This is a genomic window from Rhizobium sp. NFR07 (assembly GCF_900111905.1).
GTDB lineage: Bacteria > Pseudomonadota > Alphaproteobacteria > Rhizobiales > Rhizobiaceae > Neorhizobium.
Map to the genome: position 1 here is coordinate 452,707 of NZ_FOKM01000002.1, position 24,667 is coordinate 477,373.

27 protein-coding genes are annotated in these 24,667 nt (G+C 62.5%); 15 read left to right on the forward strand and 12 right to left on the reverse strand.

Translation table 11 applies throughout. The features are described 5' to 3' along the window. Positions 1–7 precede the first annotated feature (7 nt). The 4 genes from pyrF to dnaN all read right to left on the reverse strand — a co-directional run bounded on the left by pyrF (position 8) and on the right by dnaN (position 3,219). Positions 8–700: an orotidine-5'-phosphate decarboxylase gene (gene pyrF / locus BM216_RS05775; protein ID WP_092996329.1), complete on the reverse strand. Its 693-nt coding sequence runs from the start codon at positions 698–700 to the stop codon at positions 8–10. Between the two features lie 5 nt (positions 701–705). Further along, the gene (locus tag BM216_RS05780) at positions 706–1,293 is read right to left on the reverse strand and encodes a histidine phosphatase family protein (protein ID WP_092996332.1); all 588 of its coding nucleotides are present in this window, start codon (positions 1,291–1,293) and stop codon (positions 706–708) included. A 69-nt stretch (positions 1,294–1,362) separates the two neighbouring features. Then, positions 1,363–1,956: a phospholipid N-methyltransferase PmtA gene (gene pmtA / locus BM216_RS05785; RefSeq protein ID WP_092996335.1), complete on the reverse strand. Its 594-nt coding sequence runs from the start codon at positions 1,954–1,956 to the stop codon at positions 1,363–1,365. A gap of 144 nt (positions 1,957–2,100) precedes the next feature. After that, complete coding sequence (dnaN, locus tag BM216_RS05790) at positions 2,101–3,219, reverse strand: DNA polymerase III subunit beta (RefSeq protein ID WP_092996339.1); 1,119 nt, start codon at positions 3,217–3,219, stop codon at positions 2,101–2,103. 256 nt (positions 3,220–3,475) lie between these two features. On the opposite strand from dnaN, the gene rsmI reads away from it, so the two are divergent. From rsmI to BM216_RS05835, 9 genes are all read left to right on the forward strand, one after another. Beyond that, the gene (rsmI, locus tag BM216_RS05795) at positions 3,476–4,381 is read left to right on the forward strand and encodes a 16S rRNA (cytidine(1402)-2'-O)-methyltransferase (protein ID WP_244530087.1); all 906 of its coding nucleotides are present in this window, start codon (positions 3,476–3,478) and stop codon (positions 4,379–4,381) included. Further along, on the forward strand, positions 4,371–4,754 hold the full coding sequence (locus BM216_RS05800) for a YraN family protein (protein ID WP_092996343.1): 384 nt from the start codon (positions 4,371–4,373) through the stop codon (positions 4,752–4,754). Before rsmI ends, BM216_RS05800 begins: the two co-directional genes overlap by 11 nt. 125 nt (positions 4,755–4,879) lie before the next feature. Continuing rightward, a complete protein-coding gene (locus BM216_RS05805; RefSeq protein ID WP_092996345.1) occupies positions 4,880–6,178 on the forward strand; it encodes an extracellular solute-binding protein in 1,299 nt (432 codons plus the stop codon). A 77-nt stretch (positions 6,179–6,255) separates the two neighbouring features. Beyond that, complete coding sequence (locus BM216_RS05810) at positions 6,256–7,233, forward strand: ABC transporter permease subunit (protein WP_210217024.1); 978 nt, start codon at positions 6,256–6,258, stop codon at positions 7,231–7,233. Positions 7,234–7,245: 12 nt separating this feature from the next. Beyond that, positions 7,246–8,088 carry a sn-glycerol-3-phosphate ABC transporter permease UgpE gene (gene ugpE / locus BM216_RS05815; RefSeq protein ID WP_092996347.1) on the forward strand — a complete coding sequence of 281 codons (843 nt, stop codon included), beginning with the start codon at positions 7,246–7,248 and terminating at the stop codon, positions 8,086–8,088. An 11-nt stretch (positions 8,089–8,099) separates the two neighbouring features. Next, a complete protein-coding gene (locus tag BM216_RS05820) occupies positions 8,100–9,209 on the forward strand; it encodes a sn-glycerol-3-phosphate import ATP-binding protein UgpC (protein WP_092996350.1) in 1,110 nt (369 codons plus the stop codon). A 176-nt stretch (positions 9,210–9,385) separates the two neighbouring features. Continuing rightward, complete coding sequence (locus tag BM216_RS05825; protein WP_244530101.1) at positions 9,386–9,829, forward strand: cupin domain-containing protein; 444 nt, start codon at positions 9,386–9,388, stop codon at positions 9,827–9,829. Positions 9,830–9,932: 103 nt separating this feature from the next. After that, positions 9,933–10,880 carry a glutathione synthase gene (gene gshB, locus BM216_RS05830; protein ID WP_092996356.1) on the forward strand — a complete coding sequence of 316 codons (948 nt, stop codon included), beginning with the start codon at positions 9,933–9,935 and terminating at the stop codon, positions 10,878–10,880. A gap of 177 nt (positions 10,881–11,057) precedes the next feature. Beyond that, positions 11,058–12,593, forward strand: a complete 1,536-nt coding sequence (locus tag BM216_RS05835) for a YifB family Mg chelatase-like AAA ATPase (RefSeq protein ID WP_092996359.1) — start codon at positions 11,058–11,060, stop codon at positions 12,591–12,593. Positions 12,594–12,668: 75 nt separating this feature from the next. Here BM216_RS05835 and cysK read toward each other — a convergent pair whose 3' ends face one another. Continuing rightward, positions 12,669–13,637 (reverse strand): cysteine synthase A, encoded by a 969-nt coding sequence (gene cysK / locus BM216_RS05840; protein ID WP_092996362.1) that lies wholly within the window; start codon positions 13,635–13,637, stop codon positions 12,669–12,671. A gap of 196 nt (positions 13,638–13,833) precedes the next feature. Beyond that, a complete protein-coding gene (dut, locus tag BM216_RS05845) occupies positions 13,834–14,304 on the reverse strand; it encodes a dUTP diphosphatase (RefSeq protein ID WP_092996365.1) in 471 nt (156 codons plus the stop codon). Positions 14,305–14,403: 99 nt separating this feature from the next. Here dut and BM216_RS05850 point away from each other — a divergent pair, with 99 nt between their 5' ends. Next, positions 14,404–15,987, forward strand: a complete 1,584-nt coding sequence (locus BM216_RS05850; RefSeq protein WP_092996368.1) for a peptide chain release factor 3 — start codon at positions 14,404–14,406, stop codon at positions 15,985–15,987. On the opposite strand, the gene BM216_RS05855 is transcribed toward BM216_RS05850, so the two are convergent. The 3 genes from BM216_RS05855 to BM216_RS05865 are packed head-to-tail and all read right to left on the reverse strand — an operon-like array spanning position 15,956 to position 17,935. Beyond that, a complete protein-coding gene (locus BM216_RS05855) occupies positions 15,956–16,348 on the reverse strand; it encodes a hypothetical protein (protein ID WP_143102732.1) in 393 nt (130 codons plus the stop codon). The two genes, BM216_RS05850 and BM216_RS05855, sit on opposite strands and share 32 nt — an antisense overlap. An 11-nt stretch (positions 16,349–16,359) precedes the next feature. Next, positions 16,360–16,944, reverse strand: coding sequence for an IMPACT family protein (locus BM216_RS05860; protein ID WP_092996374.1), 585 nt, complete (start codon positions 16,942–16,944; stop codon positions 16,360–16,362). A 46-nt stretch (positions 16,945–16,990) separates the two neighbouring features. Continuing rightward, positions 16,991–17,935: a threonine/serine dehydratase gene (locus tag BM216_RS05865; protein WP_092996377.1), complete on the reverse strand. Its 945-nt coding sequence runs from the start codon at positions 17,933–17,935 to the stop codon at positions 16,991–16,993. Between the two features lie 178 nt (positions 17,936–18,113). Here BM216_RS05865 and BM216_RS05870 point away from each other — a divergent pair, with 178 nt between their 5' ends. From BM216_RS05870 to BM216_RS05890, 5 genes are all read left to right on the forward strand, one after another. Further along, positions 18,114–19,151, forward strand: coding sequence for an iron ABC transporter substrate-binding protein (locus BM216_RS05870; protein WP_092996379.1), 1,038 nt, complete (start codon positions 18,114–18,116; stop codon positions 19,149–19,151). After that, entirely contained in the window at positions 19,148–20,179 is a 1,032-nt protein-coding gene (locus tag BM216_RS05875) for a FecCD family ABC transporter permease (RefSeq protein ID WP_092996382.1), read from the forward strand. The genes BM216_RS05870 and BM216_RS05875 overlap by 4 nt, the downstream gene beginning before the upstream one ends. Further along, entirely contained in the window at positions 20,176–20,958 is a 783-nt protein-coding gene (locus BM216_RS05880) for an ABC transporter ATP-binding protein (protein WP_092996385.1), read from the forward strand. The genes BM216_RS05875 and BM216_RS05880 overlap by 4 nt, the downstream gene beginning before the upstream one ends. 2 nt (positions 20,959–20,960) lie before the next feature. Continuing rightward, positions 20,961–21,488, forward strand: coding sequence for a tRNA (N6-threonylcarbamoyladenosine(37)-N6)-methyltransferase TrmO (gene tsaA, locus BM216_RS05885; protein ID WP_092996388.1), 528 nt, complete (start codon positions 20,961–20,963; stop codon positions 21,486–21,488). A 154-nt stretch (positions 21,489–21,642) separates the two neighbouring features. After that, positions 21,643–21,930, forward strand: coding sequence for a putative quinol monooxygenase (locus BM216_RS05890; RefSeq protein ID WP_092996391.1), 288 nt, complete (start codon positions 21,643–21,645; stop codon positions 21,928–21,930). A gap of 59 nt (positions 21,931–21,989) precedes the next feature. On the opposite strand, the gene BM216_RS05895 is transcribed toward BM216_RS05890, so the two are convergent. From BM216_RS05895 to otsB, 3 genes are all read right to left on the reverse strand, one after another. Continuing rightward, positions 21,990–22,199, reverse strand: a complete 210-nt coding sequence (locus tag BM216_RS05895; RefSeq protein ID WP_092996394.1) for a TOBE domain-containing protein — start codon at positions 22,197–22,199, stop codon at positions 21,990–21,992. Positions 22,200–22,278: 79 nt separating this feature from the next. Continuing rightward, positions 22,279–23,658, reverse strand: coding sequence for an alpha,alpha-trehalose-phosphate synthase (UDP-forming) (gene otsA, locus BM216_RS05900; protein WP_092996397.1), 1,380 nt, complete (start codon positions 23,656–23,658; stop codon positions 22,279–22,281). 65 nt (positions 23,659–23,723) lie between these two features. Next, complete coding sequence (gene otsB / locus BM216_RS05905; RefSeq protein ID WP_092996400.1) at positions 23,724–24,533, reverse strand: trehalose-phosphatase; 810 nt, start codon at positions 24,531–24,533, stop codon at positions 23,724–23,726. Positions 24,534–24,667 lie beyond the last annotated feature (134 nt).

The following is a 24,667-nucleotide window of genomic DNA, read 5'->3' on the forward strand; positions in this document are numbered from 1 at the left end:
AGGCGGACTACAGCGGCGCCTGCATTTCGGTGAGGATGGCCTCGGCCGCAGCCTTGGGATCGGAGGCCTTGACGATCGGGCGGCCGACGACGAGGTGGGTCGAGCCGTTGCGCAGCGCATCTCCCGGCGTCACCACGCGCTTCTGGTCGCCGGCATCAGCGCCCGTCGGACGGATGCCCGGGGTGACGATCGCCATGCCAGAGCCGACGATTTCACGCACGGCGCGGGATTCTTCCGCCGAGCAGACAATGCCGCCCATTCCGGCCTCGCGCGCCTGGGCGGCGCGGGTGCGCACCAGCTGTTCGGGCGTCTGCGCATAACCGGCCTCGGTCACGTCGGCAGCATCCATAGAGGTCAGGACGGTGACGCCGAGAAGGCAGAGGTCGGAGCCCTTGGCGGCTTCGACTGCGGCGCGCATCGCCTTCGGATAGGCATGCAGCGTCAGCATGGTCATGCCCATCCTGGCGATGTTCTCCACGCCCTTCGCCACCGTGTTGTCGATGTCGAGCAGTTTCATGTCGAGAAAGACTTTTCTGCCGTCTTTCGCCAGATCGCGGGCGAATTCCAGTCCACCGGCAAAGACGAGCTGGTAGCCGATCTTGTAGAAGGAGACGGTGTCGCCGAGCGCGGCAACCATCTTTTCGGCCTCTGCAATGGTCGGGATGTCGAGGCCCACAATCAGTCGGTCACGCGCTTGCATGTTTTTCAGTCTCCCTGCCATGTTTCGATAGGGGTCCAGTCGCATGAGACGGCCCGATCCGCAAGGGTGAAGCGGAACAGATTTCCGCCGCCACCTTTCTGGTCTTCGGTGCGCGAGATCGACAGTTGCCGCATATGGCATTTCAACAGCGTTCCGACACCGCCATGGCCGACAAAGGCGACGGGCACGGTCGGATCATGATCGGCAAGCATGGCCTCGATGGCTGCAACGATACGGGTCTGCGCATCGGCCGCGCGCTCCCACCCCTTGAAGCTCTCGATCGGATTGGCGAAGAACCGGTCGGCAGCCGCCTCGAATTCCGGCGGGGGCAGGAAGCCCGTGGCGGAGCGGTCGTTCTCGTGCATGCCCTCGACGATCTCGATCGGCACGCCCGCGCCCTCGGCCAGGATATCGGCCGTCTCGATCGCCTTGGTCTCATCGCTGGAGATGATGCGGCCGAGTGATTTCGCCCAGGGCAAAGTCGCGGCCTTCTGCGCGCGTTCCCGGCCGAGATCGGACAGACCCCAGAGAGGCACCGGCACGTCGGGGTCGATGCGCACTTGCGGATGGGTGATGTAGAGGCCGAATGTCATGCCGGGTTTACGCTCCGCTGCGGGTCGGGACCGATCCCGCTTATATCGGTCGCTTGACGGCGATGTGACTTAGCCGCGCGTATAGGTCCAGAGCTGCGCCGGCGGGATGTTGCGCACGACGAAGTCGTAGTGCTTGATCCTGTAGCGGTCCGGATTGGCGATGATCGGCGAGACCGGCCCGTAGGTTATCTGCATGACCGGGCGTCCGGCCGGCATGCGGTCGAGCAGATCTTCCAGAAGAGCAATGCGCTTCTCCATCGGGAAGCTCAGCATCGGGATCGCCGAGATCACGCTGTCGAACTTGGCGTCCTTGAAGGCACCGAGCGTGTGGTCGAGATCGAATGCATCGCCATTGAGGAAGTTCACACCTTGGAATTCCTTGAGCAGATGCTGATAGAAATCCGTCGAATATTCGATCGAGACCAGATCCTGCGGCCTGGTTCCGCCCTTCAGGATCGCCTTGGTAATGACGCCGGTGCCGGGACCGAGCTCTAGAACCGGCAGCCCCGACGTCGTGTCGATGATGCTCGCCATGCGCTTGGCGGTGACGGAGGATGTGGGAATGATCGCGCCGACCTGTTTTGGCCCGTCGATCCAGCCTTTGAAGAAACGGATTTCCTCGTCGAACTTACGGCCGAGCCGTTCCTTCAAGCGCAATTCCATCTAGTGATCCTCTCCCGATTGTCAGGCCTATTTGGCCTTCTGCCCCGCAAAGGCAAGACGGATGGCGCAAATGCAAATCAGAATGTCGCATTCAGAAAACGGCACAAAAAAGGCGGCTCGGAATTTCCGGCCGCCTCGATTGTCTTATACACGCATCGGCATCAGCACGTAGAGGGCGTCGTCACCGGCCATGTCCCTGACCAGCGTCGGCGATCCCGCATCCGCCAGCATGAAGACCGCGTCGTCGCCGGAAAGCTGCGCGGTGATGTCGAGCAGATATTTGGCGTTGAAGCCGATCTCCATCGGGTCGTTGTCGTAGCCGACGGCAACTTCTTCCGTCGCGCTGCCCGAATCCGGGTTGTTGACCGTCAGCATCAGCTGGCCGTCGGTCAGCGACAGCTTTACCGCGCGGCCGCGTTCCGACGAAATGGTCGAGACACGGTCAACGGCCTTGGCGAAGGTCTGGCAATCGACGCGCATTTCCTTGTCGTTGCCGGTCGGGATGACGCGTTGGTAATCCGGGAATGTGCCGTCGATCAGCTTCGACGTCATGATAATATCGGCGATCGTCAGGCGGATCTTGGCGTCGGAGACTTCGACAGTCACCTGTGCCTCGGGATCGTCGACCAGCTTCTGCAGCTCGCCCACCGTCTTGCGCGGAATGATGATACCCGGCATGCCTTCAGAGCCCGACGGGGCCTCGACATCGGCGCGCGCGAGGCGGTGGCCGTCGGTCGCGACGGCGCGCAGCTTCAGGTCGCCGCCGGCTTCGATCGTATGGAAGAAGATGCCGTTCAGGTAATAGCGGGTTTCCTCGGTCGAGATCGCGAACTGGGTGCGATCGATCAGCATCTTGAGGTCGGTCGCCTTGAGCTTGAACGTGTGGCTGAACGAGCCGGCGGTCAGATCCGGGAAATCGGTCTCCGGTAGGCATTGCAGCGAGAATTTCGAGCGGCCGGACTGGACCGTCATCGAGCCGCCATCCGGGTTGGTGGCGAGCAGCACTTCCGAACCGTCCGGCAGCTTGCGCACGATTTCATAAAGCAGATGGGCTGGAACCGTCGTAGCACCTGCCGTCTCGACCATGGCCGGCACGGATTCGGTGATCTCCAGGTCCAGGTCGGTCGCCTTCAGCTCGACGCTGGCGCCGGAAGCGCGCATCAGGACGTTGGAGAGGATCGGAATGGTGTTGCGGCGTTCGACCACGCGATGAACGTGGTTCAATGATTTCAGAAGATTGGAACGCTCAAGAGTAATACGCATGGACTCAATCGCTTTCGACCTTGGCGTCCCGGGAGGTAGGCCGCCGGATATTCTTCGGCTTTTCGCAAGCCGTATGATGTGGACCGGCAAAATGGCAGCAATCGGCCTTTGAAAGCAAGAGGTGAACCGGAGGTGGCTGCGTCATTTCAATACTCTCTCGCGCGCTTCTCACAGAAAACTTGGGCTTTCGCCGCTTGCGGGCCCGGCTGGCCTTGATCATAAAGGGCCATGATCACTCAATCGAGCATGTATGCCATTGGCCGGACAATCTGAGGCGCCGCGCGGCTATCGCGTGGCCAACACTTTCGTACCGTCGCGCCCGCTCGAGCCGGCGCTCTATCTGGTCGCGACGCCGATCGGCAATCTCGGCGATATAACGCTGCGTGCGCTGGAGACACTCGGCGGGGCGGACGTGCTCGCCTGCGAGGATACCCGCGTCACCCGTGTGCTTCTGGACCGCTACGGCATCGCCAACAAGCCCTACGCCTATCACGAGCACAATGCCGACGAGATGGGGCCTAGGCTTCTGGCGGCGCTGGAAGAGGGCAAGTCGGTGGCCCTCGTCTCCGATGCCGGGACGCCGCTCGTCTCCGATCCCGGTTACCGGCTCGGCCAGCTCGCGATCGAAGCCGGCCATCGCGTCGTGCCCATTCCCGGCGCCTCCGCACCTCTGGCGGCGCTCGTCGCCTCCGGCCTGCCGAACGACGCCTTCCTCTTTGCCGGTTTCCTGCCGGTCAAGGACAAGGCGCGCCGCGACCGGTTGGCGGAGCTGTCGAAGATCCCGGCAACGCTGATCTTCTTCGAGAGCCCCCACCGCATCGCCGCGACACTTGCCGCCGCCGCCGACGTCCTGGGGCCGGCCCGTGCCGCCTGCGTCGGGCGCGAACTCACCAAGGCCTTCGAGGAGGTGAGCCGTGCTTCTCTCGGCGAGCTGGCCGCAGCCTTCGATGAGCGCACGGTCAAAGGAGAGATTGTCTTCCTCGTCGGCCCGCCGGCCGAGGATGAGATATCGACGGCGATCGACGTGGATGCGCTGCTTGCCGAACTTTCGGAAACCATGCCCGCCGCAAAGGCCGCGGCGGAGGCGGCGCGCCTGACCGGTCTTGCCAAGCGCGATCTCTACCAGCGGCTCACCGACATGAAGGGCAGGGATGACGGCTAGCGGCTCCATGCCGGAAGGCAGGCAGCAGAAGCGGCGGCGCGCCGAGCGCCGCGGCCATCTCTCGGAATATTGGGCGGCGCTTTATCTCCTCATGAAGGGATACCGCATCCTCGCGCTGCGCTACCGAACCCGTCTCGGTGAGGTGGATATCGTCGCCCGCAAGAAGGCTTTGGTCGTGTTCGTCGAAGTAAAGGCGCGCGCCCGGGAAGGTGATGCGATCGACGCCGTTGGCTTCGGCACGCAACGGCGCATAAAAGCGGCGAGCGAGATCTGGATTTCCCGGCGCCGCGACGCGCATCTTCTGTCTTTCCGCTATGATATCATTGCGATGCTGCCCCGGCGTCTTCCGCGCCATTTTCCCGATGCTTTTTGACGGGCTTGTGAAGTTTTTGCAAAGCTGTGCATGCGTCACAAATCTGAAACAAAACTGTTAAGAGCCTGTCACGGCAAGGCCTTATTGCGATCCTCGATCCAACCAAGGCGGAGAGGACGCAAACCATGATCAAGAAGATTTCTATGGCCGCGATGGCAGTTGCTATGTCTGCAACGTCCTCGCTCGCAGCAACCAACATCACCTGGTGGCACGGCATGGGCGGCCGCAACGGTGAAGTCATCAACGAAGTATCGCAGAAGTTCAATGCCGCGCAGACGGCTTGTGCCCTGACCCCGATCTCCAAGGGCACCTACGAAGAAGCGCTTGCCAGCGGCATCGCCGCCTTCCGTTCGGGCGAACAGCCGAACATCCTGCAGGTCTTCGACGCCGGCGCCGCGACCATCATCAACGCCAAGGGCGCAACCGTTGCTGCTGAAGACCTGATCAACAACGCGGGTTACAAGTTCGACCGCGAAGCCTTCATCGAAGGCGTCCGTTACTTCTACGCCGACCCGACCGGCAAGTTCATCGGCATGCCGTTCAACTCCTCGGCTCCGATCGCCTACATCAACACGCAGGCCTTCGAGAAGGCTGGCGTCGCCGTGCCGAAGACCTGGGAAGAATTCGAAGCTGCCGCTCCGAAGCTCAAGGAAGCCGGCTACATCGCCATGACCGCTTCGCAGCTGACCTGGCAGTTCACCGAGAACTTCTTCTCGCGCCACAACATCCAGTTCGCCACCAACAACAACGGCTACGACACCGTTGTCGACACCAAGATGAACCTGACCGACAAGAACCTGGTCATGATGTTCGAAAAGCTGAAGTCGTGGTCGGATAACGGCTACTTCAAATATTACGGCGCCGGCTGGAACGACAACCAGAAGCCGTTCGAAGAAGGCAAGGTTGCCATGTGGATCGGTTCTTCCGGTTCGTTCGGCGGCCTGCAGAAGACCGCGACCATGCCGTTCTCGGCTGACTTCCTGCCCTACTGGTCGGGCATCAAGGGTGCCGGCACCAACACCTTCATCGGTGGTGCAGCTCTCTTCGCCATGGCCGGCAAGCCGGAAGCCGAAAACAAGTGCGTCGCCGACTTCTTCCAGTTCCTGACTTCGCCGGAAATCCAGAAGTTCTACCACCAGGCCACCGGCTATGTCGCCATCACCGAGGCTGCCTATGAGCTGGCCAAGAAGGAAGGCTACTACGAGAAGCAGCCGGTCGCCGAAGTCGGCATCAAGCAGCTGATGCTGCCGTCGGGCGAATGGTCCAAGGGCTACCGTCTCGGCTTCTACCCGCAGATCCGCTCCATCATGGAACGCGAATACAACAAGATCTTCGCGGGTGAGACCACCGTTCAGAAGGCCTTCGAAACCATCGAGAAGGAAGGCAACGACCTCCTCGCCCGTTTCGCCAAGACCGCCGGCTGATAACGCCTCCTCTCATGGTCCGTCCGCCTTTGGAAGGCGGGCGGGCCTTTTTGCACCAATAAGAAAAGGGGAGTGTCGTGGCCTATACGACGTCGCAGCCGCAGACCGGCGGCATCCTTTCCCGTCTCGGGTTCGGCGCGCGCGCGCGCAAGCCTGCCGCCCAGGCGGAAGAGATGAAGCGCGTGCAGTTCACGTCGCCGATCCTCCCTTATGTCTTCCTGTTTCCGCAGCTCGCGGTCATTGTCATCTTCTTCTACTGGCCATCGGTCCAGGCCTTGAGCTCGTCCTTCTATATAGAGGACCCGTTCGGCTTCGGCTCAACCTTCGTCGGCATGAGCAACTATACCGACGCGCTGTTCAGTTCCGAATATCAGTCGATCGCCCTGTTCACGGCAGTGTTTACCCTGCTCGTCACGTTCTTTTCGCTGGCGATCGGCATGCTGCTTGCGGTCAAGGCCGACCGGATCATCAAGGGCAGCTCGACCTACAAGACGCTGCTGATTGCAGTCTATGCCATTGCCGCACCGGTCGCCGGCCTGATCGGCATGATGTTCTTCGACCAGCATATCGGCACCTTCGTCAAGATGATGTCCTATGTCGGCTGGAACATGCAGGTGGGCCTGAACTATTACGACACGGCCTTCGCCATGGTCGTCGTCGCGGTCTGGAAGCAGATCCCCTACAACTTCATCTTCCTGCTGTCGGGCCTGCAGAATGTGCCGGTCTCGGTGCGCGAGGCGGCAACGATCGATTGCAGTTCCGGCCTCCGTCGTTTCTGGACCGTCACCTTGCCGCTGCTCGCGCCGACCGCCTTCTTCCTGCTGATCATCAACGTTACCTATGCGCTGTTCGATACGTTCGGCCTGATCGACGTGATGGTGAAGGACAAGCCGGCCAACAACCCGATCACGCTGGTCTACAAGGTCTATAACGACGGCTTCCGCGGCAACGATCTCGGCGGTTCTTCCGCTCAGTCCGTCATCCTGATGATCGTCGTCTTCGTTCTCACCATCTTCCAGTTCCGCTTCATCGAGCGGCGCGTCCATTATAATTGAGAGGAGAGGACCATGTATCGCACCCGGTTTTCCGATCACCTCGTCCTCATCCTCGGCGCGCTGTTTCTCTGCACGCCGGTCGTGGTGGCCTTCATGACCTCCACCCATACGGCCGCCGATATCCATATGAACGGCCTGTCGCTCTCCTGGGGCGGTCATTTCGTCGAGACCTATGAGAAGGTGCTGACCCAGAAGGGCGGCTTTACCGGTGAGATCACCGGCGCCCGCATGGTGATGAATTCGCTGATCCTCGGCATCGGCTTCGCGCTCGGCAAGATCGTGCTGTCGATGATGGCGGCCTATGCCATCGTCTATTTCCGCTTTCCCATGGCGACGCTCTCCTTCTGGGTAATCTTCACCACGCTGCTCCTGCCCCTCGAAGTGCGCATCATGCCCTCCTATCAGGTCATGTCGGATCTCGGCCTCCTGAACAGCTATACGGGCCTGATCGTGCCGCTTCTTGCGTCTGCGACCGGCACCTTCTATTTCCGCCAGTTCTTCAAGTCGGTACCGGAAGAACTGCTGGAAGCGGCCCGCATCGATGGCGCCGGCCCGTTCAAGTTCTTCATCGACATCCTGATCCCGATCTCCCGCACCATGATCGCGGCGATCTTCATCATCATGTTCGTCTACGGCTGGAACCAGTATCTCTGGCCGATGCTGATGACGACCGATGAGCGCTTCTTCACCCTGATGCGCGGCATCAAATCCATCCTGCAGGTCTGGGTCGGCTCGCAGATCCCCGATTACAACGAGGCGTTCGCGCTGGCGGTTCTCGCCATGCTTCCGCCCGTGGCAATCGTGGTGATCTTCCAGAGCTGGTTCATCAAGGGCCTGACCGAAAGCGACAAGTAAGGAACAAGACAATGGCCGCGATCGACATCAGCAGCGTTGGCAAGATCTACAATGGCGGTGTCCGCGCCGTATCCGACATCAATCTCGATATTCGGGACGGAGAGTTCATCGTCCTCGTCGGCCCCTCCGGCTGCGGCAAGTCCACGCTGCTGCGCATGGTGGCCGGCCTTGAGGCGATTTCCGAAGGCAAGGTGAAGATCGGCGACCGCGTGGTCAACGAGGTGGAACCGGCCGATCGCGACATCGCCATGGTCTTCCAGAACTACGCGCTCTACCCGCATATGTCGGTACGGCAGAACCTGGAATACGGGCTGAAGAACCGCAAGACGCCGAAGGCGGAGATCGACGAGCGCGTGGCGGAAGCCGCCCGCATGCTCGAGATCGCCCAGTATCTCGATCGCAAGCCGCGCGCCTTGTCCGGTGGCCAGCGCCAGCGCGTTGCCATGGGCCGCGCCATCGTGCGCAAGCCGGCCGTCTTCCTGTTCGACGAACCGCTGTCCAACCTCGATGCCAAGCTGCGCGTCTCCATGCGCGGCGAGATCAAGCGCCTGCAGCGCCGCCTCGGGACGACCTCGATCTACGTCACCCACGACCAGCTGGAGGCGATGACGCTCGCCGATCGCCTCGTCGTGCTGAACGGCGGGAAAATCGAGCAGGTCGGCGCGCCGCTCGACGTCTACCACACCCCGGCCTCCACCTTCGTCGCAAGCTTTATCGGCTCGCCGGCTATGAACCTCGTCAAGGGTGAGATCCACGGCGACCGCCTGGCGATCGGCCCCGGCCTGCTCAGCCTCGCCGGTTTTGCTCCGGCCTCAGGTGCCGTCACGGTCGGCCTGCGCGCCGAGGACATGCGTCTGGTGCCTGCCGGCGACAACAGCCTGCCGTTCAAGGTGGAATATGCCGAGGAACTCGGCTCCCAGCGGCTCGTCCATGGTCTGATCGGAGATCAGCCGGTCACGGTGGCGGTTTCTTCCGAAGCCGAACTTGCATCGGAACTGCATCTGTCGATCGATCCTTCGCGTCTTCATTTCTTTGATGCCGAGAACGGCAAGCGGCTTGCTGGCAAAGCGCCGGCGGCAACGGCAGCTCCTGTGGCTGGAAAGATACAGCCGGTGGCTTGACTGCCGTTATTGGCCGATCGCTAATATTTTAACGATCGCTTGAATGCTCTGGTGATTTCTTTCTGCTACATCCTGGCGAAACTGGACTGGTTTCTCTTGAGGATAGTATGAGCTGGCACATGATCGTTGCGGCGGCAGCCATGGCAGTGGGATATCGCGCGCGTGCACAGCACGTCATGCCTGCACCTCAGCCTGTGCCCGTATTCGTCGGCGCCTGTCCGGACAGTATCGTGATGGAGCCACTTCCCATCGAACCGAGCTGGATCCTGTCTGGAGATCCCCAGGCGCGCTCGGGCGCCCACTCCAAGGCGGAAGATGGATGTGCCGTGACCGGAGTATGGGATTGCACGGCCGGCAGCTTCCGTTGGTATTTCGGCTGGGACGAAACGGTCGTCATCCTGGAAGGCGAGGTCCATGTGACCGCCGAGGATGGCACCGAGCGCGTGCTGCGAAAGGGCGACATCGGCTATTTCAAGGGCGGCACCTGGGCCACCTGGCATGTCGAAACCTATGTCCGCAAGATCGCCTTCCTGCGCAAGCCTTTCCCGTCACCGATCGTCGCCATGTTCCGCTTCAAGAAAGCGCTTCGGCCCAAACCTGCCCTCGGCCTCGCCGCCTGATCCGGCAGCCGCGTCGATCACGGCTCTGATTGCGCCGTCCGCATTGCTTTCGGCCGGCCCCTATCCTACATCAGGCGGGCATTTTTACCCGGGGGCATAAAACATGGCGCATGTTCGCAAGGTCGCAATTCAGATGGACCATATTTCCGGCATTAACATTGCCGGCGATTCCACCTTCGCAATGACCTTGGAGGCCCAGTCCCGCGGCTACGAGCTCTTCCATTATACGCCCGATCGCCTGAGCATGCGCGACGGCAAGATCTTCGCCGCGGTCGAGCCGCTGCAGGTCCGCGACATCAAGGGCGACCATTTCACGCTCGGGGAAAAGCAGCGTGTCGATCTCTCGCAGATGGATGTCGTGCTGCTGCGCCAGGACCCGCCCTTCGACATGGGCTATATCACCTCGACCCATCTTCTTGAGCGCATCCACCCGAAGACGCTCGTCGTCAACGACCCGGCCTGGGTGCGCAACTCGCCGGAAAAGATCTTCGTCACCGAGTTTGCCGACCTCATGCCGGCCACGCTGATCTCCCGCGACGTCACCGAAATCGCCGCCTTCCGCCAGGAAATGGGCGACATCATCCTGAAGCCGCTCTACGGCAATGGCGGCGCCGGCGTGTTCCACTCCACCCGCGACGACCGCAACTTCACCTCGCTGATCGAGATGTTCAGCCAGATGTATCGCGGTGAGCCCTTTATCGCCCAGGCTTACCTGCCGGCCGTGCGCAAGGGCGACAAGCGCATCCTCCTGGTCAATGGCGAGCCCGTCGGCGCGATCAACCGCGTGCCGGCCGAAACCGACAGCCGCTCCAACATGCATGTCGGCGGCCGTGCCGAACCGACCGAGCTGACGACGCGCGAGAAGGAAATCTGCGCCCGCATCGGGCCTGCGCTGCGCGAGCGCGGCTTCATCTTCGTCGGCATCGACGTCATCGGCGACTACATGACGGAAATCAACGTCACCTCGCCGACCGGCATCCGCGAGGTGCAGAAATTTGGCGGCGCCGATGTCGCGAGCCTCATGTGGGATGCGATCGAAGCGAAGAACTGAGGCATAGAGATTTCGGACATACGGATGGGCGCTTCCAGCGCCCATTTTTTTGTTCCATTTGTTCGATTTTTGTTCTTGTTTAAAATATGGCAATGTGTCAGCTTATGGTTGTGCTGGCGCGAAGGCAGGCCAAGGGGCAAGGCTGCGTTGCGGACATGATGTTTGGGAGCGGCTCGCATGGTTTCACGCGTCAGTACCGTTGCATTCCAGGGTATAGAAGGTGTGTCCGTCGATGTGCAGGTCATGGTCGGGCCGGGCAAGATGGGCATGCATATCGTCGGTCTGCCGGACAAGGCGGTGGCGGAAAGCCGCGAGCGGGTGCAGGCCGCCTTGCATGCCTCGGGGCTCGCCATGCCGCCGAAGAAGGTGACGGTCAATCTGGCCCCCGCTGACCTTCCCAAGGAAGGCTCGCATTTCGACTTGGCGATTGCGCTTGGGCTGATGGCCGCACTCGGTGCGATCCCGGCAGATGCGATCGCGGACTATGTGGTGATCGGTGAACTGAACCTCGATGGCACGCTGGCGGCCGTGGCCGGCGCGCTTCCGGCGGCGATCAGCGCCAATGCGCTCGGCAAGGGGCTCATCTGCCCGGCAGACAGCGGACCGGAAGCGGCCTGGGCGGGACCGGATATCGATCTTCTGGCACCCCGTAGCCTGATCGGGCTCGCCAATCATTTTCGCGGCACGCAGGTCATGTCCCGGCCGCAGCCGGCGATCCGTGCTTTGCCCGCCAATCTGCCGGATCTCGCCGAGATCAAGGGTCAGGAAAGCGCCAAGCGGGCGCTGGAGGTCGCAGCTGCCGGCGGCCATAACCTCCTGATGGTCGGCCCGCCGGGATCCGGCAAGTCCATGCTGGCGGCAAGACTGCCGTCCATCCTCCCGCCGCTTTCGGCTGCCGAACTGCTGGAAGTCTCGATGATCCATTCGATCGCCGGACAATTGTCCGGCGGGAAGCTGTCGGATCGGCGGCCTTATCGCGCGCCGCACCACTCGGCCACCATGGCAGCGCTCGTTGGCGGTGGCCTGCGCGCTCGGCCTGGTGAAGCCTCGCTCTCCCATCACGGCGTGCTGTTTCTCGACGAGTTTCCCGAGTTTTCGCCGCAGGTGCTGGATGCACTGCGCCAGCCGCTGGAGACCGGCGAATGCGTCATCGCGCGCGCCAACCATCGTGTTTCCTATCCGGCCAATATCCAGCTCGTCGCGGCCATGAACCCCTGCCGCTGCGGCATGGCAGGGGAACCGGGGCATTCTTGCGCGAAGGGGCCGCGCTGTGCTGCCGACTATCAGGGTCGCATCTCCGCACCGCTGATGGACCGCATCGATATTCGCATCGACGTGCCGGCGGTATCGGCGAGCGATCTCATCCGCCCCGCACCGGCGGAAAGCAGTGCCGATGTCGCCCGCCGGGTTTTTGCCGCGCGGGAATTGCAGCGGGATCGCTATGAAATGGCTGAGGCGCGTGGCTCGCTCACCAATGCGCGGTGCTCGACGGCGATGATCGAGCGCTTCGCCGAGCCCGACCCATCCGGCCTGCAATTGCTGCGGGATGCGGCGGAAAAACTGAAATTCTCCGCCCGCGGCTATCATCGCGTGCTGAAGGTGGCACGCACACTGGCGGACCTCGACGGCAAGCCGACCGTCGGCCGTCTGCATCTCGCCGAGGCGATCTCCTATCGCATGGCGAGCGAGCGGCTGGCGATTGCCGCTGCGTGAGGGTCTGCTTGGGGAGCCCGGTCGGTATTATCCGCCCGGGCTGAGAGGTCGCCGTAGCGGCCCGCCTTGATTAGCTTATTCGCCCAGACCGTCGAACAGCGCGGTCGAAAGATAACGCTCGGCAAAGGAGGGGATGATCACAACGATGGTCTTGCCGGCATTTTCCGGGCGGCTGCCCACTTCGATCGCTGCGGTGAGAGCGGCGCCTGAGGAAATGCCCACCGGCACGCCTTCGAGCCGGGCGACGAGCCGTGCCATATCCATGGACTGGGGAGCGCTGACGGTGACGATCTCGTCATAGACATGCGTATCGAGGATTTTTGGCGCAAAGCCGGCGCCGATACCCTGGATCTTGTGAGGACCCGGCTCACCACCGGAAAGGACCGGGGATTCTTCCGGCTCGACGGCGATCACCTTGAGGCCGGGCTTGCGGGCCTTCAGCACCTGGCCCGCGCCGGTTATCGTGCCGCCGGTACCGATGCCGGCAACGAGGATGTCGATCGCCCCATCCGTATCGTTCCAGATCTCTTCCGCCGTCGTCTTGCGGTGGATTTCCGGGTTGGCCGGGTTTTCGAACTGCTGCGGAATGATGGCGTCAGGCAGCGAAGCGGCCAATTCCTCGGCCTTGGCGATCGCGCCCTTCATCCCTTTCGGGCCTTCGGTCAGTACCAGTTCGGCTCCGAGCAGGGCCAGCATCTTGCGGCGCTCGACCGACATCGTCTCGGGCATGGTCAGGATCAGCTTGTAGCCCTTGGCGGCGGCGGCAAAGGCAAGTGCGATCCCGGTATTGCCGGATGTCGGCTCGACCAGTGTCGACTTGCCGGGCGTGATCTTGCCCTGTGCCTCGAGGCTCTCGATCATGGCAACGCCGATACGGTCCTTCACCGAGGCGATCGGGTTGAAGAACTCGAGCTTGGCCAGGAGATTGGCCTTTATACCCTTTTCCTTCGCCAGCTTGTCGAGCCGCACGATCGGTGTATCGCCGATCGTCTCCGTGATCGACGCATAGACCTTGCCGCGTCCGGGTTTCTTCGTGTCCGTCATGACCGTCTCCCTTGGGAATGCCTTTGTTCTTGTCGGGAGAATAGGGCTGCGCTCACCCGATGACCAGAGCGTCATCTTTGCGCGGGCACCCGGGATTTGGCGAAAACGGTTGCAAAGGAAACTGCCCGGCCTGGTCGCGGCGGTTCAGCCAGCCCAAGCCGTTTTCGGCAGCGGGAAAGCAGGATGGAGGACGGCGTCAGACGCCGGTGGAACCGAAGCCGCCGGCGCCGCGCGTAGTCTCGGTGGTCTCGGTGATTTCGGCAATCCGCACCTGCGTCACCGGTGCTACCACCATCTGGGCGATGCGCATGCCGCGGGTAATGACAAAATCCTCTTCGCCGAGATTGACGAGCAGCACCTTCACTTCGCCGCGATAGTCGCTGTCGATCGTGCCGGGCGTGTTGAGGCAGGTAATACCGTGCTTGAAGGCAAGGCCGGAGCGCGGACGGATCTGTGCTTCGAAGCCAACTGGGATCTCGAAGATAAAGCCGGTCGGTACCAGCGCCCGCTTGCCTGGCGCGATCGTCAACGGCTCGCCCTCGGTGACCGCGGCCCTGATATCCATTCCCGCCGCCCCCGCCGTCTCATAGGCAGGCAGATCGAGGTCACGGCCATTGGCCAGGCGGACGAGATTGAGCATGGGGGCGGTGGTCGGATGTGCGTTCATGGGCGCATTAGCCCGTCCGGGCAGCTCAGGGTCAAACACGAATTGAAAGTTATCCACTAAGTCGTTAGATACGCGGCAACTCGAAGGATTGTTGCTGACATGGCCGAAACACTGGCAGAGGCGGTTTCCCGCCGCCGCACATTTGCGATCATCGCCCACCCCGATGCAGGTAAGACGACGCTCACCGAAAAGCTGCTGCTGTTCGGCGGTGCCATTCAGCTTGCCGGCGAGGTCAAGGCCAAGAAGGATCGCATCCAGACCCGCTCTGACTGGATGAAGATCGAGCGTGAGCGCGGTATCTCCGTCGTCACCTCGGTCATGACCTTCGAATATGAAGGCAATGTCTTCAATATTCTCGATACGCCCGGCCACGAGGACTTCGCGGACGATACCTACCGCACGCTGACGGCGGTGGATGCGGCCGTCATGGTCATCGATGCCGCCAAGGGCATCGAGCCGCGGACGCTGAAACTGTTCGAAGTCTGCCGCATGCGCGACATCCCGATCATCACCTTCGTCAACAAGATGGACCGCGAAAGCCGAGATATCTTCGAGGTTCTTGACGAGGTCGAGGAGAAGCTGGCGCTCGATACCGCTCCGGTCACTTGGCCGATCGGCCGATCCAAGAGCTTCTGCGGCTCTTATAATCTGGCCGAAAACACGGTGCGTGGTTCGGATACGGAAGTGGTGCCGACCAAGGTCAATGGTCCGCAGGCCGTCGCTGATCGCCTGCCCGAAAACGAGCGCAGCGCCTTCGTCGACGAACTGGAGCTCGCAATCGAAGCCTGCCGTCCGTTCGATCGTCAGGCGTTTCTCGAGGGTCATATGACGCCGGTCTTCTTCGGCTCGGCCCTGCGCAATTTCGGCGTTCGTGATCTCATCAACGCGCTCGGCGATTTCGCGCCGCCGCCGCGCGACCAGGTTGCCGATATAAGAACCGTGCATGCCGCAGAGGACAAGATGACGGCCTTCGTCTTCAAGATCCAGGCGAACATGGACCCGAACCACCGCGACCGCATCGCCTTCGCCCGCATCTGCTCCGGCAAGCTGGAGCGCGGCATGAAGGCGCGCCTGGCGCGCACCGGCAAGCAGCTCGGCCTCACCGCGCCGCAATTCTTCTTCGCCTCGCAGCGCCAGTTGGCTGACACTGCCTTTGCCGGTGATGTCGTCGGCATCCCGAACCATGGCACGCTTCGCATCGGTGACACCTTGACCGAAGGCGAGGCGCTGGTCTTCCAGGGCGTGCCGAACTTCTCGCCGGAAATCCTGCGCCGTGTCCGTCTCGGCGACGCGATGAAGGCGAAGAAGCTCAAGGAAGCCCTGCAGCAGATGGCGGAAGAGGGCGTCGTCCAGCTCTTCCAGCCGGAAGACGGCTCGCCCGCCATCGTCGGCGTTGTCGGCGCGCTGCAGCTCGACGTGCTGAAGGAACGCCTGTCGGCCGAATACTCGCTGCCGGTCACGTTCGAAATGTCGCGCTTCTCGGTCTGCCGCTGGGTGTCGTCGGACAACAAGGCGGATCTGGAAAAGTTCGTCACCGTCAAGCGCGGCGATATCGCCCGCGATCTCGACGGCGATCCGGTCTTCCTGGCGCAGGATGCCTTCTCGCTGCGTTACGAAGCGGAACGCTATCCGTCGATCAAGATGGCGGCCATCAAGGAATATCACGTCGCGAAAGCGGCGTGACTGACCAGCGGATCTGGATTGTCGGCTCGATTTGAATAATCAGGTCGGGCAAACTTGCTTCGTCGTCAAACGAGGCCTGGAGCCAACTTGTCTTTTGTTCAGAGACGAGACGAAGGGCTGACAATCGGTCCATGTCGATCGTGAAGAGCTGCTCATCGCCGTGACTGAGTGTCAGGGCGATGTATCGCCATAACGTGCTGAAAGTCAGAAGGAGTTCGCACCTGCTCACCTGTGGGCAGCGGAAGACATAGGTGAAAGCCCCGAAGAACTCGTCGACTTCGGGCTGAATACCAAATTTGGCAAGCATCTCAGTTTCACTCGGAAAACTCGACCGGGGCATCTCGCTGGGTGGTGAACTCATCATCTATTCTTTCAATCGAATTTCAGCTCCGCTCGACCGCTAGTCAGGTCGGTGACCAGTTGCGACACCGCGCCGACCTCTGCCTCCGGTATGCGGAGCGTCAGGTCGGCGCCGGTCGCGGTGAACTGTTCCTCGGCGATCGTCAGGTCGTTCACGGACAGAAGCCTGGCCTTCACCCGCGCAAGATCGGAAAATTCCACGCTCACCATGCCCTCGATGGTCGGCTTCAGCTCCACCATCGGCGCGGCCTTAAGGCAGGCCGCCGCCGTGCCGCCATAGGCGCGCACCAGCCCGCCGCTGCCCAGCAATATGCCGCCGAACCAGCGGGTAACGATCACCACGACATGGTCGAGCGATTGTCCGTCGATCGCGGCAAGGATCGGCTTGCCCGCCGTGCCGCTCGGTTCACCGTCATCGGAAAAGCGATAGGCCGCGCCGATCCGCCATGCCCAGCAATTGTGATTGGCGCCGTCATCGCCATGGGCAGCGATCGCAGCCTTCGCCTCCTCCTCGGTCTCGATGGGAAGCGCGATCGCCAGGAAACGGCTCTTCTTGACGATCTGCTCGAATGTGGCGGCTTGCGTAAGCTGGAACATGGCCGAGCCTTATCGCCCGCAGGGCAGGGCAGCGAGGGAAGCGGCCTCAGCCGAAGCTGACGGCGGTCGTGTTCGATCCACACACCAGCACACAAACCCGCTCGCCGGGCTTCGGAACATATTTGCCTGACAGAAGCGCGGCGAAGGCGGCGGCTCCGCCCGGCTCGGCCACCAGCCGCGCGCCGGACCACAATGCTTTCTGCGCGTTGAGAATGTCTGCGTCGGTCACGAGAACCGGCGGTTCGACGAATTCCTGCGCCACCGGAAACATCAGCTGCCCCACCTGTTTGGGCGCCAGGGAATCCGCAGCGATACCGCCTGCCGGCGCGTCCACCGGGTGGCCTGCCTTGAATGCTTCATAAAGCGTCGGCGCACCGTCTGATTCCACCGCGACGATCTTCACGCGCCCGCGCAGCCAGGATGCGATGCCGCCGATCAGGCCGCCGCCGCCGACGGCGACGAGAAGCGTGGTCATATGCGGCAGGTCTTCCTCGATCTCCTTGCCCAGCGTGCCCTGGCCGGCCAGCGTCTCCGGCTGGTCGAAGGCATGGATGGCGAGCGCTCCGGTCTTTTCGACATAGGCTTCGCTTGCGGCGAGAGCATCCGCATAGCGGTCGCCTCCGACCACGAGTTCGGCGCCATAGGAGCGGATCAGGTCGATCTTGGCCTTGGACGCGACGCTCGGCACGAAGATATGCGCCGGCACGCCCAGCTTGTGCGCCGCATAGGCAACGGCCGCGCCATGATTGCCGCCGGAGGCCGCGACCACGCCGGTCTCCGGCACATCGCGTGTCAGAAGATTGGTGAAGGCGCCCCGCACCTTGAACGAGCCGGAATGCTGCAGCAGTTCCAGCTTCAGGTCGACCGGCATGGGCTGGCCGCCAAAGGCCTGCATGTCGACCCGCATCACCGGCGTGTGGCGTATATGCGGACGGATGACCGCCTCCGCATGGGCGATGTGCTCTGCAGTGACGGGGGCGGTGATCAGCATGGCGGCTCCTCAAATCATGTGCCCAATGGGTACCGGTTGATCGACGTGATGGAAAGATCGCGATCGCAAGATCCTTCTGCGCGGCGATCACGAGAAACGGAGAATTGCGCCGAGGCGACATATTCCATCGGATATCTCGTCATGCCATAGTGCGCTTCAATTCCTCTGGAGGCTCCTCATGCTGAAGCTGATCAGCGCCGTCGCGATCGCCTTCCTGTCCTTCTGCTCCGCCACCGTCTTTGCCCGGCCATTCACCGATGCCGGCGGCCGGGTGGTGGAAGTTCCCGATAACGTAACCCGCGTGCTGACCGCCGGCCCGCCGGCCTCGGTGCTGGTCTATGTGCTGGCGCCGGACAAGCTGACCGGCTGGGTGCGTGAGCCGAGTGCGGCTGAGAAGGAATTTCTGGCGCCCTCCGTTCGCGACCTTCCGACCTTCGGCCGGCTGACGGGGCAGGGCGGCACGGCCAATATGGAGGCGGTGATCGCTGCGAAGCCTGATCTCATCATCGATGTAGGCAGCGTCAACCCGACCTATATTTCGCTGGCAGACAAGGTGCAGCAGCAGACCGGCATTCCCTATGTACTCATCGACGGCAGTTTCGAAAACTCGGCCGAGACGCTGCGCCAGGTGGGAGATCTGTTGGGCGTGAAGCCGCGCGCCGAAGAACTGGCCGCCTATGCCGAAACGACGCTGAAGGAATTGAGTGACGGCCTCGCCAAGGTGCCTGCGGCCGAACGCCCGAAGGTCTATTACGGCCGTGGCCCGGAAGGACTGGAGACGGGGCTTTCCGGCTCCATCAACCTGGAAATCCTCGAAGCCGCCGGCGCCACCAATGTCGCGGCTTCGGCCGGTAAGGGAGGGCTGACCAACGTGTCGCTGGAACAAGTGCTCGGCTGGAGCCCTGAGGTCATTCTGGCGGCCAGCCCGAAATTCGCGTCCAGCGTCAAGAGTGATCCATCCTGGGCCGGCGTCACCGCGGTAAAGGACGGCAGGGTATTTGCCGCCCCGTCACTGCCCTTCGGCTGGTTCGATGCCCCTCCCGGCATCAACCGGCTGATCGGCATCCGCTGGCTGGAGGCGCTGCTGTATCCAAAAGCCTTCGAGGGCGATCTCAAGGCCGATGTCAAAACATTTTTCAAGCTCTTCTATCAGGTTGATGTGACCGACGCCCAGCTTGACACGCTTCTGAAGGGCGCCACAGCTAATCCCGGATGACACCTGAAGCGGATATTTCGCGTGCAAACCGCAAGCTGATCGTCCTTGGCGTGGCAGGCCTGTTGCTGCTGACGCTGGGGTCGATGGCGATCGGCAAATACTGGGTGCCGCCGGGCACCATCCTGCGGGCACTGGCTGCAGGCCTCACGGGCGGCGAGGCAAATGTCGATCCGATCCAGCAGACGGTGATCTGGAACGTCCGGCTGCCGCGCGTCATGGCCGGCCTGTTGATCGGTGCGGCACTGGCTGCGGCCGGCGCCACCTATCAGGGGCTGTTCCGCAATCCGCTCGTCTCGCCGGATATTCTCGGCGTCTCCGCCGGCGCCAGCCTCGGCGCGGTTCTGGCCATCTTTTTACGCATGCCGGTGCCGGTAATCCAGGCGATGAGTTTTTGCGGTGGGCTTCTGGCCGTCGGCGCGGTCTATGCGGTGGGTGCGGCAGTGCGCGGGCGTGATCCCGTGCTGACGCTCGTACTCGCCGGCGTGGCGATCGGGGCTGTCGTCGGTGCCGGCATTTCGCTGATCAAGATTCTCGCCGATCCCTATGACCAGCTCCCGGCCATCACCTATTGGCTGCTCGGCAGCCTGACCGCGGTGAACCGTGCCGATGTCGCCTCCATCCTGCCCGCCATGCTGCTCGGCCTCCTGCCGCTCGTGCTGCTGCGCTGGCGCATGAATGTGATGACGTTGGGGGACGAGGAGGCGCAGACGCTGGGTGTCGACACGCGCGTGACACGGCTGGCGCTGATCGTCGGCGCGACGCTGATCACCGCCGCCTCGGTCTCGATTGCCGGCATCGTCGGCTGGGTGGGCCTCGTCATCCCGCATATCGCCCGGCTTCTGGTCGGGCCGGATTTCCGTCGCCTGCTGCCGGCCTCCATCATGCTCGGCGGCGGTTACATGCTGATCGTCGATACGCTTGCCCGTAGCGTGGCGCTTACGGAAATCCCGCTCGGCATCCTCACCGCCGTCGTCGGTGCCCCATTCTTTCTCTGGCTTCTTGCCTCCGGAAAGCGGGACTGGTCCTGATGCTGGAACTGCGAGACCTCTCCTTCGGCTATGGCGCCCGCACGATCGGCAGCAGCGTCTCGCTGACGCTCGGCCCCGGCGAAATTTTGGCGCTGCTGGGGCCGAACGGTGCGGGCAAGACGACGCTGTTCAAGACCATGCTCGGCCTGCTGCCGCCGCAGGCAGGCGATGTGCTGTTCGATGGTGCCTCTCTGGCGACGCTCAGCCGTGCGGAGCGGGCGAAACGCATCGCCTATGTGCCGCAGGCCCATGCCGCTCTGTTTCCCTTTAAGGTGCGGGACGTTGTGCTGATGGGTCGGGCGGCGCAGGTGGCGCCGTTTTCCGCCCCGGGCAGGCGCGACCGCGAGGTCGCAGCGGGGGCACTCGACCGGCTGGGCATGTCCCATCTGGGGGAACGGCCCTACACTGAAATCTCCGGCGGCGAGCGGCAGATGACGCTGATTGCCCGCGCGCTGGCGCAGGAGCCGAAGATTCTGGTGATGGACGAACCGACCGCCAGCCTCGACTATGGCAACCAGATGCGGGTGCTCTCCCATGTCCGAAGGCTGGCGGCGGAAGGCATGGCGATCGTGCTCTCCACCCACAATCCCGACCACGTCTTCATGGTGGCCGACCGGGTGGCGCTGCTGCACGAGGGCAGGCTTGCGGGATTGGGACAACCGGCCGAGGTGCTGACTCCTGCGACGGTCAAACGGCTTTATGATATCGATGTGGTGATGGGCGTGCTGCCGGGCGGTAGCTTCCAGGTCTCGTCGCCGCGCCTCAACACGGGAGAATGACGATGGTGCGCGAAAACGAAGTCCGCGAGAACGAGGTGCAGGTCTCGGCGCCCGCACCGACCGATGCCGGCCTGACCTTCATCGGCCGCATCTGCACCCCTTGGACCTCGCGCATGGAAACGCCGCGTCAGGGCCGCCACGACGGACCGATCTGCCGCATCGAGATCTATGAGCCCTGGGTGCCGGCGCTGAAGGGCGTGGAAACATTCGAGCGGCTGGAAATCCTCTACTGGCTGCATCAGTCTCGCCGCGATCTCGTGCTGCAGAGCCCGGCCAGCAATGGCAAGGTGCATGGCACGTTTTCGCTACGCTCGCCAGTCAGGCCCAACCCGATCGGCACGTCGATCGTGAAACTCGAAGGCGTCGAGGGCAATATGCTTCTGGTGCGTGGACTTGATTGCCTCGACGGGACGCCGCTTCTCGACCTGAAGCCGGACCGCACCCTGTTCAAGCCCATCGCGCCGCCGCAGCCGGGGGATTTCCAGACGGATGAGATCGCGCCGACCGCGCATCATTGCCAGAAGGCGTGAGCGCGACGCCAAGGGTCTGACCAGGGGCGATTTACAACCTCCCGTCCCTTGAGTGTGCTGGATAATTTGGCTCCCATCGATAGCGCGACACCGTCGTCCCGCCTCTCGGCCCCACATCGTCAGGGCCAATATTTTATCGATCAGGAGCCATCACATGATTGAAGCCATTTTTGCCTTCCGCGCCAAGCCGGGCAAGGAAGATCAGCTGCGCGAGGCGACGCTCGCGATTGTCGAGCCGACGCGCAGCGAAGAAGGCTGCATCCAGTTCGTCGTGCTGGAAGATACCGATGCGCCGGGCACGTTTTTCATCCGCGAGACCTGGCGGGACCAGGCGGCGCTCGATGCGCATTTCGCCCAGCCATACCTGCAGGAGCTGGTCGAGATCCATAAGCAGATCCTCGCCGAGCCGCTCAAGCAGCACACGCTGAAGGTTTATGCGTAAATACGGAAAATCTGCCGGGGATCGAAGAGAGCGGACATCTCCGCTCCCCTCGCTGCATCCTAGTCGATGGCAACCATCACGTCGGATGCCTTGATGACGGCATAGGCTTCGCCTCCAACGGCGAGGCCGAGCTCGTCCACGGCCTCGTTGGTGATAGAGGACGTAACGATCAGGCCGTTGCCGAGGTCGATGCGAACATGAGCCGTGGTGGCGCCCTTCTTGACCTCGACGACCTTGCCTTTGAAGCGATTGCGTGCGCTGATCTTCATCACTGTTCTCCTGTTAGGGAAATGCTGTTCGGGGCGCCAGCCAATCCCGGCCGCGCTCGTTCGTCAAGAGATCTGGCGCTCAATCCGAAGTGAGGTCGGTAAGGAAATCATCGCACCAGCGGTTGATGTCGTATTCCAGCAGATGCTCCATCATCTTCTCCCAGCGCTGCTTGCGCTCGTCGAGCGACATGGTCAGCCCGCGTGCGATGGCATGCGCCGTTCCCTCGATGTCGTAAGGGTTGACCAGCAGTGCGCCCGAAAGCTCCCGGGCAGCCCCTGCAAAGCGGGAGAGAACCAGCACGCCGGGATCCTCCGGATCCTGCGCCGCCACATATTCCTTGGCCACGAGGTTCATGCCGTCGCGCAGCGGCGTCACCAGGCCGATCTTAGCCAGCCTGTAGAGACCGGCCAGCAGCGGCCGCGCGACGGAGCGGTTGACATAGCGAATCGGTGTCCAGTCGACCTGCCCGAGCGCGCCGTTGACGCGGCCCGCCTGCTCGGCGACCGTGCGCTGCATCTGTTCGTATTCCGGCACTTCCGAGCGTGATTTCGGAGTGATCTGCAGGTAGGTCACCTTGTTCTGGTAGGCCGGGTTCAGCCTGACGAACTGTTCGAACGCGTCGATGCGCTGGGTGATGCCCTTGGAATAGTCCAGCCGGTCGACGCCGATGATGAGGTCGCGGCCCTCGATGCTTTCCCGCGCCTTCTTGACCATCGGATTGCGCGCCGCCTTCACCGCATATTGGGAGAAGGCTTTGGTCTCGATCGAGATCGAATAGGCGCCGCCCTTAAAGGTGCGGCCGTAAGTCGAGAACTTCTTGCCGCCTTCCAGCCGCTCGCCGATCCCTTCGCGCACCAGCCCGCCGCCAAAATTGTCGAGATCGAAGTCCGTCTGGAAGCCGACGAGATCGTATTGCGACAGACCGCGCATGATCTGTTCATGCACCGGCATGGCAAACAGCACGTCAGCCGGCGGCCAGGGAATGTGCAGGAAGAAGCCGATCTTATTCTTGAAGCCCATCTGCCGCAGTTCGGCGGCGAGCGGGATCAGATGGTAGTCATGCACCCAGATGATGTCGTCTTCTTTCAGAAGCGGCGCCAGCTTGTGGGCGAAGAAGCGGTTGACGCGGAAATAGCCGGCCATTTCCTTGCGACCGTATTCGGCAAGGTCCAGCCGGTAATGGCAGATCGGCCACAGGACCCGGTTGGCGAAGCCGTGGTAATACTCCTCCACATCGCTGTCGGTCAGGTCGGTCAAAGCGTAAGTGATATTGCCGTGTTCGCGAATGTCGAGCTTATCAGGGTCGCGTTTGCCGCTCATATTACCGGACCAGCCCATCCAGATCCCGCCGCGCTCTTCAAGCGCTGCCTGCAACGCGACGGCAAGCCCGCCGGCTGGAGCATCGCCCGCCTTCTTCGGGACGGTGACACGGTTCGAAACGACCACGAGGCGGCTCAAGGCAAATTCCTTTCAGGTATGAATAAATGCGGTCATGCCCGCTACCGGGCCCATTGTCGGGCCCACTATCGGGAAAGACCGGCCAGAATATCGCGCAGCTCGGCGCTGGAAGAGAGCAGCATCGTCGCCTCCGTCGGACGGCCATCCGGGAGGCTGGCCTCGCCGATACGCACCGACCGGCCGCCGAGCGCATTGGCAGCCTTGAACATCGCCTCGTCCGTCAGGTCGTCGCCGATCGCGATCGGCAGGCGGCCGGCAAAAGGCTTTTCACTCAAGAATGCCTTGAGCGCCTCGCCCTTGCTGGCGCGGGCGGGGCGAAGCTCGATCACCATCTTGCCGCGCTGGAGCTTGAATTCGTTGCCGGCCTCTATCGCCGCTTTTTCCATAAGACGTTCAAGGTCGGCCTGCCGCTCCGGCGCCTGGCGATAATGGGCGCCGACAGCCGCGCCCTTGTCCTCGATCAGCACACCGTCCCATCCGGCCGTCTCGGCAGCCAGGCGCGACTTGAGCGCTTCGAATTCAGGCGTGACCGTTACGCGGTCGATCGTACCATCCGGCTTGCGCCGTTCTGCGCCGTGAAGACCGGCGATCGGAAACTCGAACGGTTTGAATAGCTTGTCGGCATAGGGCAGGGCACGTCCCGTCACCAGCGCAATCGCACCGCCGAGCTTTTTCGACACGGCGTCGAGATTGGCCGGCAGCTCCGGCGGCACGACGATGCCGTCAGGCGTGGCGGCCAGTTCGATCAGCGTTCCGTCTATATCGAGAAAGAGAGCCCAGCGATCGAGATCCCTGAGAAGGCCCGAAAGCGCTGCTTCGGACGAGGCGAGGCCTGCCGAAGTCGGCCCTGGCCTGGACTGTGCTTGTTGCGACATAAGTGGGTATCTAGTCTGCGACGAGCCATCGACAACCCTTCATGCCACGGAATGGCCGTATATCGGCCCGTTTGTACGGTTCCGTTCCGACATGGCGCAGCCGTTGCGGATGCGCCACAGTTTGATATCCGTCG